Origin of the sequence: Streptomyces hilarionis (assembly GCF_024539675.1) — a bacterium.
GTDB lineage: Bacteria > Actinomycetota > Actinomycetes > Streptomycetales > Streptomycetaceae > Streptomyces > Streptomyces hilarionis.
Map to the genome: position 1 here is coordinate 19,658 of NZ_JAHHIT010000080.1, position 16,310 is coordinate 35,967.

Sequence of the window (16,310 nt, forward strand, 5' to 3'; positions counted from 1 at the left end):
CCAGGGGGGTGCCAAGGAGACAGCACTGTGACGGTTGTCCCTTCCGGTCCCGCGAGGCAACCCCGCAGCCCGCGGACGGGTCCGGGCGTGCGTCAGCCGGTGTACTGGTAGGTGGCCGACGCCTGCTCGAACAGCCGGGACACCTCGTCCCGTTCGGCCTCCGGGCCCCGCACCTGGACGACGTGGTAGCGCCCGGCGATGAGGATGGCGAGGTTGCGGACGTACAGCTCGCGCCCGCCCGCGCCGGTCCAGGTGAACTGGCCCTCGGCCATGGTCCGGGTGCCCACGGTCGTCGTGCGCAGCCCGGAGGCCGTCGCCCAGCTGGAGTCGCGGTAGGGCTGGAGCTCGCTCTCCTTCTCCCGCTGGTAGACCATCGGGTCGCTGCCGCCGGTCGAGGTGCTGTCGCGTCCGGGGACGACGATCAGTTCGAAGGTCCCGTGCGAGTAGACGACCTGACCGCGCCCGTTCTTCGGCGCGCGGCTCCAGCCGTCGGCCACGGCGATCTGGAAACCGGCGGCGTCCTTGCGCAGGGTGAACCCGTCGGCGGCGCCGCCCGATCCGCCGGTCTGCGTCTGGGTGGCCTCCGCCGACGAGGAGGAGGAAGCGGAGGCGTCCGGCGAGGTCTGGTCGGGGCGGGGTTCGCTGCTCGCGTCGGGCGCCTGACCGGCGCTCGCGCCGGCGGCCCCGGTGCGCCGGGGGTCCGCCCCGGCCGCGCCGCCCTCGCCGGCCTTGGGCATGAACAGCACGGCGTACGCGACGGCCGCGGCCAGCACCAGCAGGATCAGCACGAGCAGCGTCCGGCCCAGACTGCGCGGCGAGCCCCCCGGCTCCCGGCCCCGCTTGTGCCGTCCGTGCGTCGCGGGCAGCCCGGCGCGCCGCCTGCGCACCAGTTCGCCCCTGCGGCGCACGATCGGCAGCCGCCGGGGGTCGACGGGCGGGGCGGCCACGACGTGCGCCCCCGCCTCGGGCTCCGGCGCGGACCGCACCAGCGAGCGCAGCCAGCCCCGCAGCTCCTCGAAGTCGAGGCGCTCGGTGGGGTCCTGACGCAGCAGCGACTCCACGACCGGCCTGAGCGGCCCGCACTCCTCGGCGAAGGCGGGCGGTTCGGCGCACACCAGCTGCACCAGCTCGGCCGTCGACTCCTCCGGGTAGGGCGCGTGCCCCTGCACGGCCCGGAAGAGCAGCGCGCCCAGCGCCCACAGGTCGGTCGCCGGGCCGATCGGCGCGGCCAGCTGCCAGTTCTCGTGCACCGGGCCGGCCTGCTCGGGGGCCCACCGTTCGGTGACCGGCCCGACGACGGCCATCCTCGCCTGTCGCGCCCGCTCGGCGGCGAGCGCGGTGCCGGGACCGCGCCGGGGGCCGGCGGACGCCCCGGACGCGAGCTCGTCCCAGCGCGTCCCGGCCCGCTCCTCGCCCGGCGCCGGCCGGGCCTGCCCCGGTCCGGCCTCCTGGCCGGGCACGGGGGCCCGGGAGCCCGGGACGTGGGCGCCGGGGACCTGGGGGCCGGGGACGGGCGTGAGCGAGGCGTGCGACGTCGGGGCCCCGCCCTGCTGCGGGAAACCGGAGCCGTAGGGGGTGCGCGGCGCGGGGGCGTGGGGCGCCGGTCCGGGCGCGCCCTGGACCCCGTAGGGGTCGGCGATCCGGCCGGGCGGAAGGCCTGGCGCGGTCCGGTGGCCGCCGTCGGCCGGCGGGCGGGCCCCGGGCAGCGCCGCGCGCCCGTTCTGCTCCGCCTCCTGGGCCTCCTGCACCCGTGCCGCCGCCCTGGCCCCGGCCCGGTACGCGGCGATCGCGCCGGCCCGCGCGGCACGGACGTCCCCGCCGGTCTCCGCGGGCGCCCTGCGGGCCACGGCCCCCGACGCCCCGCCGACGGACGGCTCGCCCGACGCGGGCACCGGAAACGCCCCCGTGGCCCGCGCCTCTATCGCGGCCCGCCGGGCCGCCTCGGGATCCACCGCCCCCGCCTCGGCCCCGGCGCCGCCCGGGCCGCCCGGGGCGAAGGCGCCCCGGGCCCCCGGGTGCGGTCGCGGCACGGAAGCCGCGGGTGCGCCGCTCCCGGCGGGGCCACCGGGTCCGCCCGGTCCCGTGCCGAAGCCGTCCGCGCCGCTGCCCGCACCGCCCCTGCCCCCGTCGCCCGGCGCGTCGGGCGAGGGGTCCGCGGCCGGCACCGGGTCGTATCCGCACAGGGCCTCTTCGGCCGCGCCGACCGCGAGGCCGGTCAGCACGACCCGCCCGTCGTCGCAGACGAGGACCGTGCGGGCGGTGATGTTGCGGTGGACCCAGCCGTGGGCGTGCAGCACCCGCAGCGCCATGAGCACGTCGGCGGCGACCTCGGCGGCCCGGTACGGCGTCAGCGGCTTCTCGGCGAGCAGTGCCGACAGGGGCCGCGCGGCGACCAGTTCACTCACTATCCACAGCGAGCCGCCCTCGGCGAACACGTCGAAGACCTGGTCGAGCCGGGGATGGTCGGGGATGCTCGCCGTTGCCTGGGCCGCTTCCATGGCCCTGCGCACGACGGGGTCGGCGGGCCGCCGGGTGCCCGCGCCCGCGGCGCGACCGGCGGGCCGCCGTGCTCCGCGCTCACGCGCCGTGAACCCCTCGGGCAGCCCTTCCGCGTCGAGCACCTCCGCCTCGACGACCTCCGGCAACGGCACCTGGCGGACCAGGACTTCCTGCCCGCTGTACGTGTCGAAGGCGCGCGACTCGGTGAGTTCGTACTCGTCCGAGGGCGGCAACGGCAGGCGGTAGCGGTCGACGAGTACCCGACCCGCATAGTCGTCCACTGTGCCTCCCCCGGCCGCCCGGTCGGTCAATTCCGTTCGTCCTGCGAGCCGTTACAGCCGAATCCGGCCGGATAGCTGGATGCGTACGGTCCGCAGGCACTCACGATACGTGCCGGAGGCAACCCGCAAAGAGGGGATGCAGGATCTCACCCGAACCCGGCGGTCCGGCGACGGTCACTTCTTCGGCGTGAACGTGTCCGCGAGCGTCTTCCACGTGGCCGCGCGCAGCTCCGTGTCCCAGGCGGCGGACTTCGCGGTGTACATCAGCGCGTACCCCAGAGCGTCGTTCACGACGAAGCCGCGGTCGACGGTGCGGTAGTCCGTCCCGCCCTCCGCGTAGGTGAACTCCCAGTCGGCCGTGTTCCAGCCGCGGTAGTCCACCTTCGCTATGCGGATCTTCTCGTACTGCGCGCGCACCATGTAGCGCTCCTGGCTGTTCCAGTCGGCCACGGGGTCGCCCTTGGGCGTGGTCGTCCACGCGATGAGCAGCTTCTGACCGTCGGGGCCGGTGAAACGGTCGCCCGCACTGGACGACGTCTTGAACTTCCAGCCCGCGGGCAGCCCGATCGAGTAGCCCTGAGCGCCCTTGTGCGTCGTCGCCGCCGCGCCCTCGCCGCCCGCGACGGCCCCGGCGCCACCGGCCACCGCGGTGTCACCGGTGGAGGAACCGGACGCGGAGGACGCACCGGACGCGGAGGAGGAGTGCGACGGCGATCCGTCCGTGCGGGTCCCGCCGCTCTTGTCCTCCTTGGTGCCGGGGCCCGGGCTCGCGCCTGCGACCGTCGCGCCGCCGCCGTTCGTCCCGCTCGCCTTGTCGTCGTCCCCGCCGAAGGTGAGCGCCAGCACGGTGCCGAGCACCGCGAGCAGCACCACCGCGGCGATGATCACCAGTGTCCGCCGGGGCACCACGTCGGTCAGGGGGGCCCTGGGCACGGGGCGCGGCGGCAGGTCGGGGGGCGTCATGACGGGCCAGCCCGAACTCCGCCCGGCGCCGCCCTGCGCTCCCGCGCCGGAACCGGTACCCACGGCGGCGCCCGGACCGGACCGCGAGGTGGAGAGGGCGTTCGCGCCGTCGCCGGAGCGGGCCGCCGGCACGGACGCGGCCTTGCTCGCGGCCGCCGTACCGGAGTCCGGCTTGGCCGCCGGGCCCGCCCCGGGCCGGGCGGTGGGCGGGGCGGGCGGGGCGACGGGCCCGGACCCGCGGACCGCACCGTCCTTGCGCGCCTCGCCGGAGCTCACCGGAGCGGATGCCGTGGCCCCGCCCGCCGGCTTGGCGCGGGAGGCCGCCGCCGAGGTGGCCGCCCCCGCCGCGACGGCGGCCTTGCGCACGGACCGGAACGCGCCGCGCAGCTTCTCGCCCGCCTCGGCGCCCGCCGAACTCCCCTTGCCCGCGGGCCCGTCCGGCTGGGCGGGCAGCGGCACGACCTTCGTCGCGTCCGCCGGCTCGGCGTGAGAGGGCTCGGGCGCGTGGAGCACGGCGTTGAGCATCGACCGCGCACCGGCGTCGTCGAGCCTGCGCGCGGGGTCCTTGGTGAGCAGGCCGTAGATGACGTCCCTCAGCGGGCCCGCGTTCTTCGGCTCCTCCAGCTGCTCGGTCATCACCGCGGTGAGCGTGGCGATCGCGGAGCCCTTGTCGTAGGGCGGCGACCCCTCGACCGACGCGTACAGCAGACCGCCGAGCGACCACAGGTCGGCCGCCGGCCCGGGCTTGTGCCCGCGGGCCCGCTCCGGGGAGATGTACGAGGGCGCCCCGACGAGCATGCCGGTGGAGGTGATCGACGGGTCGCCCTCCACCTGGGCGATGCCGAAGTCGGTGAGCACCACCCGGCCGTCCTCGGCGATCAGCACGTTCGACGGCTTCACGTCACGGTGCAGGATGCCCTCACGGTGTGCCGAGCGCAGCACGTCGAGGATCGCCAGCCCGACCTCGGCCGCCCGCTTCGGCTTCAGCACGCCGTCCTCGCGGATGACCTCGGCGAGCGACTTGCCCTCGACGAGTTCCATCACGATCCACGGCCGGTCGTCCTCCTCGACCACGTCGAAGACCGTCACCGCGCTGTTGTTGCGGATCCGCGCGATGGCCTTGGCCTCGCGCAGGGTCCGGGTGATCAGCCGGCGTTTCTCGTCCTCGTCGATGTTCCCCGGGAACCGCAGCTCCTTGACGGCGACCGTGCGTCCGAGGGTCTCGTCCTCGGCTCGCCACACCGTCCCCATGCCGCCGCGGCCGAGTACGTCTCCCAGCCGGTACCGCCCGGCGAGGAGACGTGCGCTCTTGTCCTGACGGGGTGTTCCCGCCCGCTCCGCCTCCGACATGCGTCCCCTCATGCAACCCGCCCTGACAGAGCCTCCATTGTCCCTCACCCGACAAGTGCCCGACGCCCAGGGGGCCCCTCATCGCCTCCCGGTCGCACCCCGCGGGTGACGCATTCCGGCCAGAAGGTGCACCACGCTCCGGCCGAAGGGGGCGACGGGGAAGGAGAATCCGGCCCGCCCCGCACCCACGGGCCGGGCGCGCGGGCGGACTCCCCCTCCCCACGGCCCCCGCGGCGGCCGCGGCATCCGGTCCCGAACCGGCCCTGCCCACCGCCGAGTTCCCTCCTCGCACCCCGTACAACGCACCGGCTCCGAACGGAGATCCCGGGTCGCTACACCCGTTCGAGTGAAACGCGCCGCACGGAATTCCGGGGCCGTCCGAGACCGGAACGCCATTGAGACCGAACACCACCGGCACAGCCCGTCGTCGGGCCGGAAAGAGCCGTGCCGGGGGCGCGCCTTCCCGCGGCACGGGACGTGACGGACGGAGCGGGCGGGACGGGGGGACAGGACGGGACGAACGGGACCGGGAACAGGACGGGACAGGACGGAGCCGGGCCGGGCCGTGGCGTCACCGGGACGGCGACGGCACGGTCCGGCCGGGGACGGTCAGAGCGGGACGATGTCCGGGGCTCCCAGCCGCGCCGCGTCCGCCGTGAGGTCGTCGGGCTGGCGCTGGGACTCGCGCTCGGCCTCCACCCGCTTCTCGTAGTGCCCGACCTCGCGCTCGACGCGTTCCTCGTCCCAGCCGAGGACCGGCGCCATCAGCTCGGCCGCCTCACGCGCGCTGCGAGTGCCGCGGTCGAACGTCTCGATGGAGATCCGCGTCCGGCGCGTGAGCACGTCGTCCAGGTGCCGCGCGCCCTCGTGCGAGGCGGCGTAGACGATCTCGGCGCGCAGATAGTCGTCGGCGAACTGGAGCGGCTCGCCCAGCGAGGGGTCCTCGGCGATGAGGTCCAGCACCTCGTCCGCCATCGCCCCGAACCGGTTGAGCAGATGCTCCACCCGCACCACGTGCAGGCCCGTCCGGGCCGCGATCCGCGCCCGCGCGTTCCACAGCGCCCGGTAGCCCTCCGCGCCCAGCAGCGGCACGTCCTCGGTGACGCAGTCGGCCACCCGCTGGTCGAGTCCGCGGACCGCCTCGTCGACGGCGTCCTTCGCCATCACCCGGTAGGTCGTGTACTTGCCGCCCGCCACCACCACCAGCCCGGGCACCGGGTGGGCGACGGTGTGCTCGCGGGACAGCTTGCTGGTGGCGTCGGACTCGCCGGCCAGCAGCGGTCGCAGGCCCGCGTACACACCCTCCACGTCGTCCCTGGTCAGGGGCACCGCGAGCACCGAGTTCACATGCTCCAGGAGGTAGTCGATGTCGGCGCTGGAGGCTGCCGGGTGGGCCTTGTCGAGGTCCCAGTCGGTGTCGGTCGTGCCGACGATCCAGTGCCGGCCCCAGGGGATCACGAACAGCACCGACTTCTCGGTGCGCAGGATGAGCCCCGTGGAGGAGCTGATGCGGTCCCGGGGCACGACGAGATGGATGCCCTTGGAGGCGCGCACGTGGAACTGGCCGCGTTCGCCGACCATCGCCTGGGTGTCGTCGGTCCACACGCCCGTGGCGTTGACGATCTGCCGGGCGCGGACCTCGTACTCCCCGCCCCCCTCGACGTCCTGGACCCGCGCGCCGACGACCCGCTCGCCCTCGCGCAGGAACCCGGTCACCCGCGCGCGGTTGGCCGCCCTGGCCCCGTAGGCCACCGCGGTGCGCACCAAGGTGGTGACGAACCGGGCGTCGTCCATCTGGGCGTCGTAGTACTGCAACGCGCCGACCAGCGCGTCCTTCTTCAAGGCGGGGGCCACGCGCAGGGCGTGGCGACGGCTCAGGTGACGGTGCGTCGGCAGGCCCCGGCCGTGCCCGCGGGCCATGGACATCGCGTCGTAGAGCGCGACGCCCGACCCGGCGTAGAGCCGCTCCCAGCCCTTGTGCTGGAGCGGGTACAGGAAGGGCACCGGCTTGACGAGATGCGGAGCGAGTCGCTCCAGCAGCAGGCCGCGCTCCTTGAGCGCCTCGCGCACGAGGGCGAAGTCCAGCATCTCCAGATAGCGCAGACCGCCGTGGATCAGCTTGCTCGACCTGCTCGACGTGCCCGACGCCCAGTCGCGCGCCTCGACCAGTCCGGTGGACAGGCCGCGCGTCACCGCGTCCAGGGCGGTGCCCGCGCCGACCACGCCGGCGCCCACCACCAGCACGTCCAGTTCGCGCTCGGCCATGGCAGCCAGTGACTCTGCTCGTTGTGCCGGCCCCAGTGTCGCTGTCCTCACCGCTGCCTCCCGCTGTCGGTAGCGCCGGTCGTACCCCGTCAGGGCGCGACCCGGTTCCTATCCCTCATGCCCAAATTCTGACCTTGATGCCCGACATCAGCCACCACACGCCCACAGCCTGTGGACAACCGGGACGGCCGGGACGCCCCGGACGACCCGCGCGGGAACGGGCCTGCCCCCGGCGGGACGGGACGCCGGCAGGGCGCCCACGGGCCCGAACGGGCGGCAACGCGGCGGCCGGGACGACGGAAGCCCAGGTCGCGGGGGATCCTCGGCCCCGGGCGACACGGTCGACCCAACACAGTCGATCAATCCCGCATAACGGTCATATTTACTCCTAGTCTGACATTGCGCTCGCCCATCCTGTCCACCGGGCTTGCGCACCTGTCCCACCTCGGTTACTGGGAAGGACGGCATACGCCATGCCCGCAGATCTCGCCGTCATCGGACTCGGCCCGCTCGGCCTGCCCCTGGCCCAGGCAGCCGTCGCCGCCGGCATCCCCACCATCGGCTACCGCACCGGTCCCGAACCCGGCTCCCTCAGCCCCGCCGAACTGCGCCGGATGCTCTCGGGGGGTTTCCGGCCCGCGACCGACCCGGCCGAACTGGGGCGGGTGCGCACCGCCGTCATCTGCGCCCCGACCCCGCGCGACGCCGACGGCGGACTCGACCTGAGCCAGGTGGAGGCGGCCGCGCGCACCCTCGCCGGACACCTGCGACCGCACACCACCGTGATCCTGGAGTCGCCCGTGCACCCCGGGGCGACGGACGCCTTCCTGCGGCCGCTGCTGGAGGAGACCTCGGGCCTGCGCGCGGGCCGCGACTTCCACCTCGCCTACTCCCCCAGCCGGGTCGACCCCGGCAGCCGCGCCTTCACCCCCGCCAACACCCCGAAGGTCATCGGCGGGCTCACCCCCGCCTGCACCGAGTCCGCCGCCGCCTTCTACAGCCGTCTGACCGACAAGGTCGTACGCGCGCGGGGGCTGCGCGAGGCCGAGACCGTGCAGCTCCTGGAGACCAACTTCCGGCACGTCAACATCGCCCTCGTCAACGAGATGGCCGTCCTGTGCCACGACCTCGGCGTCGACCTCTGGGACGTCGTCCGCTGCGCCGAGACCAAGCCCTTCGGCTTCGAGGCCTTCCGCCCCGGCCCCGGCGTCGGCGGCCACTCCGTCCCCCTGGACCGCGCCGGGCACCCCGGCAGCCCGCTGCGCATGGTGGAACTCGCCCAGCAGGTCAACAGCCGCATGCCCCGCTACGTCGTCCAGCGGGCCGCCGCGCTGCTCAACGAGCACGGCAAGTCGGCCCGGGGCGCGCGCGTGCTGCTGCTCGGCGTCACCTACAAGCCCGACCTCGCCGACCAGCAGAACACCCCGGCCCGCGAGATCGCGATCCGCCTCATGGAGCTGGGCGCGGCCGTCAGCTACCACGACCCGCACGTCCCGTCCTGGAACGTCCTGGACCGCCCGGTCCCCCGCGCCGACTCCCTCTACGAGGCCGCCGCCGACGCCGACCTCACGATCCTCCTCCAGCAGCACCGCACCTACGACCTGCAAGGGCTGTCGGTGAAGGCGCAACTGCTGCTGGACACCCGTGGGGCGACGCCCACGGGAGCGGCGCACCGGTTGTGAACCGGGGCTCGGCGCCGGGCGACGCGAGAGGCCGGTCGTCCCACCCGCGCGCGGGTGGGACGACCGGCCTCTCGCGCGGTTCTCCCGGCTGCCGGCGTCAGCGGCGGTGCACCGAGTCCGCCACCGTGACCTCGACGCGCTGGAACTCCTTGAGCTCGCTGTAGCCGGTGGTGGCCATGGCGCGGCGCAGGGCGCCGAAGAGGTTCATCGAGCCGTCGGGCGTGTGCGAGGGACCCGTGAGGACCTCCTCGAGGGTGCCGACCGTGCCGAGGTCGACCTTCTTGCCGCGCGGCAGCTCCTCGTTGACGGCCTCCATGCCCCAGTGGTGGCCGCGCCCCGGAGCGTCGGTCGCGCGGGCCAGCGGGGAGCCCATCATCACCGAGTCGGCGCCGCAGGCGATCGCCTTGGCCAGGTCGCCGGACCAGCCGACGCCGCCGTCCGCGATCACGTGCACGTACCGGCCGCCCGACTCGTCCATGTAGTCGCGGCGGGCCGCGGCCACGTCGGCGACGGCCGTCGCCATCGGGACCTGGATGCCCAGCACGTTGCGCGTGGTGTGCGCCGCCCCGCCGCCGAAGCCGACCAGGACGCCCGCCGCGCCCGTGCGCATCAGGTGCAGGGCCGCCGTGTAGGTGGCGCAGCCGCCGACGATCACCGGGACGTCGAGCTCGTAGATGAACTGCTTCAGGTTCAGCGGCTCGTGCGAGCCGGAGACGTGCTCCGCCGACACGGTCGTGCCGCGGATGACGAAGATGTCCACGCCCGCGTCGACGACGGCCTTGGAGAACTGGGCCGTGCGCTGCGGGGAGAGCGCGGCGGCGGTGACCACGCCCGAGTCGCGCACCTCCTTGATGCGCTGCCCGATCAGCTCCTCCCTGATGGGGGCCGCGTAGATCTCCTGAAGGCGGCGGGTGGCCGCCTCGACGGGCAGGCCGACGATCTCGTCGAGCAGCGGCTGCGGGTCCTCGTGGCGGGTCCAGAGGCCTTCGAGGTTCAGTACGCCCAGGCCGCCCAGCTCGCCGATGCGGATGGCGGTGGCCGGCGAGACGACCGAGTCCATGGGAGCCGCCAGGAAGGGCAGCTCGAAGCGGTAGGCGTCGATCTGCCAGGCGATCGAGACCTCCTTCGGGTCCCGCGTACGGCGGCTGGGGACGACGGCGATGTCGTCGAAGGCGTACGCCCGGCGGCCGCGCTTGCCGCGCCCGATCTCGATCTCAGTCACGTTTGTGGCCTTTCCCTGATGCGTTCAGCGTCTTCCAGTATCGCCGACGGGTACGACGAGGGCGGCCCCGGATGCCCCGGGACCGCCCTCGTCGCGGTGCTCCCCCGCGCGCGTGAGGCGCGCGGCGGGTGCGCGCCGCCGTTACTTGCTGCTGTAGTTCGGCGCCTCGACCGTCATCTGGATGTCGTGCGGGTGGCTCTCCTTGAGGCCCGCGGAGGTGATCCGCACGAAGCGCCCCTTGCTCTCCATCTCCTCGATGGTGGCCGCGCCCACATAGCCCATCGTCTGGCGCAGACCGCCGACGAGCTGGTGCAGGACGTTGCCGAGCGGGCCGCGGTAGGGCACCTGGCCCTCGATGCCCTCGGGCACGAGCTTGTCGTCGGCCGCGACCTCCGCCTGGAAGTAGCGGTCCTTGGAGTACGACCTGCCCTGGCCGCGCGACTGCATGGCGCCCAGCGAGCCCATGCCGCGGTACGACTTGAACTGCTTGCCGTTGATGAACTGCAACTCGCCCGGCGACTCCTCGCAGCCCGCGAGGAGGCTGCCCAGCATCACCGTGTCGGCGCCGGCGGCGAGCGCCTTGCCGATGTCGCCGGAGTACTGAAGGCCGCCGTCGCCGATCAGCGGGATGCCGGCCGGACGGGCGGCGAGGGAGGCCTCGTAGATGGCGGTGACCTGCGGGACGCCGATGCCGGCGACCACGCGCGTGGTGCAGATCGAGCCGGGGCCGACACCGACCTTGATGCCGTCGACGCCGGCGTCGATCAGGGCCTGGGCGCCGTCACGGGTGGCGACGTTGCCGCCGATCACGTCGACGCGCACGCTCGACTTGATCTTCGACATCCAGCTGAGGGCGTTGCTGTTGTGCCCGTGGGAGGTGTCGACGACGAGGAAGTCCACCCCGGCCTCGGCGAGCGCCTGGGCCCGCTCCAGGGCCTCGGGGCTGGCGCCCACGGCCGCGCCGACGAGCAGCCGGCCCTCCGCGTCCTTGGCGGCCAGGGGGTACTTCTCGGCCTTGACGAAGTCCTTGACCGTGATGAGGCCCTTGAGGGTGCCCGACCCGTCGACCAGCGGGAGCTTCTCGATCTTGTGCCGGCGCAGCAGCTCCATGGCCTCGACGCCGGAGATGCCCACCTTGCCGGTGACCAGCGGCATCGGCGTCATGACCTCGCGCACCTGGCGCGAACGGTCGGTCTCGAAGGCCATGTCGCGGTTGGTGACGATGCCGAGCAGCTTGCCGCCGCCGTCGGTGACCGGCACACCGCTGATGCGGAACTTCGCGCACAGGGCGTCGGCCTCGGCGAGCGTCGCGTCCGGGTGCACCGTGATCGGGTCGGTGACCATGCCGGACTCGGAGCGCTTCACGAGGTCGACCTGGTTGACCTGGTCCTCGACGGACAGGTTGCGGTGCAGCACGCCGACACCGCCCTGGCGGGCCATCGCGATCGCCATGCGGGACTCGGTCACCTTGTCCATGGCGGCCGACAGCAGCGGGATGTTGACCCGGACGTTGCGGGAGATGCGGGACGAGGTGTCGACCGCGTTGGGCAGCACCTCGGATGCGCCCGGCAGCAGCAGCACGTCGTCGTAGGTGAGCCCGAGGGTCGCGAATTTGGCGGGCACTCCGTCGACGTTGGCAGTCATGACACCTTCCCCAAATGGCCTTGATCGGTGCGGATGTCCATGCTAACGGGAAGCGCACCGCCCGAATTCCACGGTCGCGCGGGAGCGCGGGCTTCGTATGTTCGTACGGGAACGGCGGGCGGGCCGTTCAGTGCGGGCGTTCACCGGCGCGGTCGCCGGGATGCCTCACTGCTCGGCGAGTGCCCGCAGTCTGCTGAGCGCCCGGTGCTGGGCCACACGGACCGCTCCGGGTGACATTCCCAACATCTGGCCGGTCTCCTCCGCGGTGAGCCCCACGGCGATGCGCAGCAGGAGCAGTTCGCGCTGGTTCTCGGGCAGGTTGGCCATGAGCTTCTTCGCCCACTCGGCGTCGCTGCTGAGCAGGGCGCGCTCCTCCGGGCCGAGCGAGTCGTCGGGCCGTTCGGGCATCTCGTCGGAGGGCACCGCCGTCGAGCCCGGATGGCGCATCGCGGCCCGTTGCAGGTCGGCGACCTTGTGGGCGGCGATGGCGAAGACGAAGGCCTCGAAGGGTCTGCCGGTGTCCCGGTAGCGGGGCAGGGCGAGCAGGACCGCGACACAGACCTCCTGGGCGAGGTCCTCGACGAAGTGACGGGCGTCGCCGGGCAGCCGGGACAGCCGGGTGCGGCAGTAGCGCAGGGCCAGCGGATGGACGTGGGCCAGCAGGTCGTGGGTGGCCTGCTCGTCGCCGTCCACCGCGCGGTGGACGAGCGCTCCGATCGTCCCCACGGCAGTGACCGCCTCGTCGTCGCGCATCGGTCCATGGTGCACTGCGGCCGGACCGGCCGCGGCACCGTGCCCGTCGTTGTGCACCGAAGCGTTATGAGCAGGTGCGCCGGCACTCATCCCCTGCGCCCTCCCCTTCCGCTCGACCGACTCGTCCCCGAGGAACTCCACACCTCAAGGATGCGGCATCCGCGGCGAAACGAGCAGCGGGCGCCCGCCGGGAACCGGCCTCGCTCCCGTCCGCCGTGCGCCGCCGGGAGCTCGCGGCCGGCCGGGAGACCGCCTCTGAGCAGGGAGGTTCGCCCATGAGCCCGCTCTCCTCGATGAATGACCGATGTCACCCGGAACCGGTGCGATCCGCCGGACGGCCCAGGCCTGCCCCGCTCCGGAAGGGTCCGGAGCCGAGGGCGGCGGCGCGGACCGAGCGCCCGCGCCTCGGGGCCCCACGGGTCCTGCGGCTCGGCCGGTCCCCGCCGGACCGGGCCGCTCGGGGCGTCCCCCGCGGGGAGCGCCGCCAGGGCCCGTGACCTTCGGCGGGGTCCGGAGGGGAGGTCCTAGCGGACGAGTCCCCACCGGAATCCGAGCGCCACCGCGTGGGCACGGTCCGAGGCGCCGAGCTTCTTGAACAGCCGTCGGGCGTGCGTCTTGACGGTGTCCTCGGACAGGAACAGCTCACGGCCGATCTCCGCGTTGGAGCGGCCGTGGCTCATGCCCTCGAGCACCTGGATCTCCCGCGCGGTGAGCGTGGGGGCCGCGCCCATCTCGGCCGACCGCAGCCGGCGCGGGGCGAGCCGCCAGGTCGGGTCGGCGAGCGCCTGGGTGACGGTCGCGCGCAGTTCGGCGCGCGAGGCGTCCTTGTGCAGATAGCCCCGGGCGCCGGCGGCGACCGCGAGGGCGACGCCGTCGAGGTCCTCGGCGACGGTCAGCATGATGATGCGCGCCCCGGGGTCGGCGGACAGCAGTCGCCGTACGGTCTCGACGCCGCCCAGTCCGGGCATGCGCACGTCCATCAGAATCAGGTCCGAGCGGTCGGCGCCCCAGCGGCGGAGCACCTCCTCGCCGTTGGCCGCCGTCGTCACGCGCTCGACGCCGGGCACGGTCGCGACCGCGCGGCGAAGCGCCTCTCGGGCAAGCGGGGAGTCGTCGCAGACGAGGACGGATGTCATGGCCGCCCTCCGCAGCTGATGCGCGTCACCTTGTGCCTCCAGGCTGGTACGAATCGTCACCTGTGCGGTCGACCGTCTCGGACGCCTGCCCGAGCGCTTTGTGTTTCCAACCGCCACCGCACTCTCAACGATGGTCACTCGAAAGAGTTACGGGGCCGCGTGCATTCTTCGGCACTCTACGTGAGGGGCCGGACACAGAGGAGTCAGCCACACGGACCCTCAAGCTTTCATCACAACCCGTGCCCCATTCAGCCCCATTTCTTCCCTTTTGCTGGTGTCTGAGGCTAGATTCGCAATGAGTCATATTTTCATCTCCTTAGATCGTAGTTGTACGGTCGTGGGCACCGTATCCGCTCTGAACGGCTACAAGGGGTCACGCAATGGCAGATTTCTCCCGCCTTCCCGGACCGAACGCGGATCTGTGGGACTGGCAGCTCCTGGCTGCCTGCCGCGGAGTGGACAGCTCGCTCTTCTTCCATCCGGAGGGCGAGCGCGGGGCGGCTCGGAGCGCTCGAGAGAACTCGGCCAAGGAGGTCTGCATGAGGTGCCCGGTCCGCGCGCAGTGCGCGGCGCACGCCCTGGCGGTGCGCGAACCCTACGGCGTGTGGGGCGGGTTGACCGAGGACGAGCGCGAGGAGCTCATGGGGCGGGCGCGCAACCGCCTGGTGTCGGCGTCGTCGGGCGCGGGGGACACCGCTTCGAACACATGAAGGAACGTTTCTGCGCAAGGAGCCGCAACCCTGCCGGCCGCTCGGCGCCCGATCCGGGCGAAAGGGAGGGCACACGCGCGTGCCCTCAGTTCTTCCGCGCCCCCGCGTCAGCGCAGGGCGGCGCGCCCCAGCTGCTCCAGCGTCGCCGTCACCGCCGGCACCTGGGCGAGGTCCGGCAGGGTGAGGGCGACGATCTCGCGCCGCACGGCCGGTTCCAGCGCGACCGCGCGGGCGCCGCGGGGCCGCACGGACTCGATGGCGAGCTCGGGCAGGACGGCGACGCCGAGACCGGAGCCCACGAGGCCGACCACCGCCGGATAGTCGTCGGTCGCGAAGTCGATGCGGGGCGTGAAGCCCGCACGCTCGCACACCTGCACCAACTGGCCGCGGCAGCGCGGGCAGCCGGCGATCCACGGCTCGTCGGCGAGGTCGCCGATGGCGACGGACCACACGCGCGCCAGGGGGTGCCGCTCGGGCACCAGCGCGACGAGGCGGTCCGTCAGCAGCGGGCGCACGACCAGGTCGTCCCACTCGCCCGCGACCGGGCCCGCCGGGGCGCCGTCCCCCGTCGCGCGCTCGTAGCGGAAGGCGAGGGCGATGTCGCAGTCCCCTTCCCGCAGCAGCTCGACCGAGCGCGGCGGCTCGGCCTCCTCCAGGGACACCCGGGTGCCGGGGTGCGCGGCGCGCAGTGCGGCGAGGGCGGTGGGCACGAGCGTGGAGCTGCCGCTGGGGAAGGAGACCAGCCTGACCCGGCCCGCGCGCAGTCCGGCGATGGCGGCGACCTCCTCCTCGGCCGCCGTCAGTCCGGACAGGATCCCGACCGCGTGCCGGACGAGGGCCTCGCCCGCCTGGGTGAGCCGCATCTCGCGGCCGCTGCGGACCAGCAGGGGCGTGCCGACCGACGCCTCCAGGGCCTTCATCTGCTGGCTGACGGCGGGCTGGGTGCAGCCCAGTTCCCGCCCGGCCGCCGAGAAGGAGCCGGTGACGGCGACGGCGCGCAGCACACGCAGATGTCGGGCCTCGATCATCCATCGATCATAAGCGACCCTTGGGTGACGAGGCGAATAATGCGTCGACACTTTGACGTCGGGTCGCCTACCGTGCCGTCATGAGGCTTCTGTCAGTGAACCTGGGCCGCCCCGAGGCGGTCGCGTACACCAGTCAGCCGCAGGGGCTGACCGGCATCGACAAGCGGCCGGTCGACGGGCCCGTACGGGTCTCGGCGCCCGGCCCGAAGGGGGTCGGCGCGAGCGGGCTGGCCGGGGACGCGGTGTGCGAGCTGCGCCATCACGGCGGCGACGACCAGGCGGTGTACGCCTTCGCGCGCGAGGACCTCGACGCGTGGGAGGGCGAGCTGGGGCGCACGCTGGGCAACGGCGCGTTCGGCGAGAACCTCACCACGCGGGGTCTCGACGTCTCGGGCGCGCGCATCGGCGAACGCTGGCGGATCGGCTCCGACGTGGTGCTGGAGGTGAGCGCCGGGCGGATACCGTGCCTGACCTTCCAGGGGCACCTGGGTGAGCGGCAGTGGGTGAAGCGGTTCACGCGCAGGGCGGCGACGGGGGCGTACCTGCGGGTGATCGAGCCGGGCGAGGTCCGCGCGGGGGACGCGGTGGAGATCGTCCACGTGCCGGACCACGACGTGACGGCCCGGATGCAGTTCCAGGCCGGCACCACGCACCGGGAGCTGCTGCCCCGGCTGCTCGCGGCCGGCGCCGCCCTGCACCCGGAGTCGCTGGCCGCGGCGCGGAAGTACGTGGCGGAGCACGGCGGCTGAACGGTCCTCACGGACCGGGGTGCGCACG

Annotated in this window: 11 protein-coding genes; 3 read left to right on the forward strand and 8 right to left on the reverse strand. The window is 73.8% G+C overall.

From position 1 onward, the window contains the following. Positions 1-92 precede the first annotated feature (92 nt). The 3 genes from KMS84_RS20605 to KMS84_RS20615 form a co-directional block, all read right to left on the reverse strand. Positions 93-2,780, reverse strand: coding sequence for a serine/threonine kinase C-terminal domain-containing protein (locus KMS84_RS20605; protein ID WP_256917821.1), 2,688 nt, complete (start codon positions 2,778-2,780; stop codon positions 93-95). 174 nt (positions 2,781-2,954) lie between these two features. Then, positions 2,955-5,093, reverse strand: coding sequence for a serine/threonine-protein kinase (locus KMS84_RS20610; protein ID WP_256917837.1), 2,139 nt, complete (start codon positions 5,091-5,093; stop codon positions 2,955-2,957). A gap of 609 nt (positions 5,094-5,702) precedes the next feature. Then, positions 5,703-7,409 carry a glycerol-3-phosphate dehydrogenase/oxidase gene (locus KMS84_RS20615; protein WP_256917822.1) on the reverse strand — a complete coding sequence of 569 codons (1,707 nt, stop codon included), beginning with the start codon at positions 7,407-7,409 and terminating at the stop codon, positions 5,703-5,705. A gap of 422 nt (positions 7,410-7,831) precedes the next feature. On the opposite strand from KMS84_RS20615, the gene KMS84_RS20620 reads away from it, so the two are divergent. Beyond that, positions 7,832-9,040 carry a nucleotide sugar dehydrogenase gene (locus KMS84_RS20620; protein WP_256917823.1) on the forward strand — a complete coding sequence of 403 codons (1,209 nt, stop codon included), beginning with the start codon at positions 7,832-7,834 and terminating at the stop codon, positions 9,038-9,040. Between the two features lie 97 nt (positions 9,041-9,137). On the opposite strand, the gene KMS84_RS20625 is transcribed toward KMS84_RS20620, so the two are convergent. From KMS84_RS20625 to KMS84_RS20640, 4 genes are all read right to left on the reverse strand, one after another. Further along, positions 9,138-10,262, reverse strand: coding sequence for a GuaB3 family IMP dehydrogenase-related protein (locus KMS84_RS20625; RefSeq protein WP_256917824.1), 1,125 nt, complete (start codon positions 10,260-10,262; stop codon positions 9,138-9,140). Between the two features lie 141 nt (positions 10,263-10,403). Further along, positions 10,404-11,906, reverse strand: coding sequence for an IMP dehydrogenase (gene guaB / locus KMS84_RS20630; protein ID WP_256917825.1), 1,503 nt, complete (start codon positions 11,904-11,906; stop codon positions 10,404-10,406). A 165-nt stretch (positions 11,907-12,071) separates the two neighbouring features. Further along, positions 12,072-12,659 carry a sigma-70 family RNA polymerase sigma factor gene (locus tag KMS84_RS20635; RefSeq protein ID WP_057584634.1) on the reverse strand — a complete coding sequence of 196 codons (588 nt, stop codon included), beginning with the start codon at positions 12,657-12,659 and terminating at the stop codon, positions 12,072-12,074. Positions 12,660-13,183: 524 nt separating this feature from the next. Then, positions 13,184-13,795 carry a response regulator transcription factor gene (locus KMS84_RS20640; RefSeq protein WP_003948568.1) on the reverse strand — a complete coding sequence of 204 codons (612 nt, stop codon included), beginning with the start codon at positions 13,793-13,795 and terminating at the stop codon, positions 13,184-13,186. A 380-nt stretch (positions 13,796-14,175) separates the two neighbouring features. Here KMS84_RS20640 and KMS84_RS20645 point away from each other — a divergent pair, with 380 nt between their 5' ends. Continuing rightward, positions 14,176-14,505 carry a WhiB family transcriptional regulator gene (locus KMS84_RS20645; protein ID WP_200727482.1) on the forward strand — a complete coding sequence of 110 codons (330 nt, stop codon included), beginning with the start codon at positions 14,176-14,178 and terminating at the stop codon, positions 14,503-14,505. A gap of 107 nt (positions 14,506-14,612) precedes the next feature. Here the strand turns inward: KMS84_RS20645 and KMS84_RS20650 are convergent, their stop codons facing one another. Then, positions 14,613-15,533, reverse strand: a complete 921-nt coding sequence (locus KMS84_RS20650) for a LysR family transcriptional regulator (protein WP_256917826.1) — start codon at positions 15,531-15,533, stop codon at positions 14,613-14,615. Positions 15,534-15,613: 80 nt separating this feature from the next. On the opposite strand from KMS84_RS20650, the gene KMS84_RS20655 reads away from it, so the two are divergent. After that, entirely contained in the window at positions 15,614-16,282 is a 669-nt protein-coding gene (locus KMS84_RS20655; protein WP_256917827.1) for an MOSC domain-containing protein, read from the forward strand. Positions 16,283-16,310: the final 28 nt, after the last annotated feature.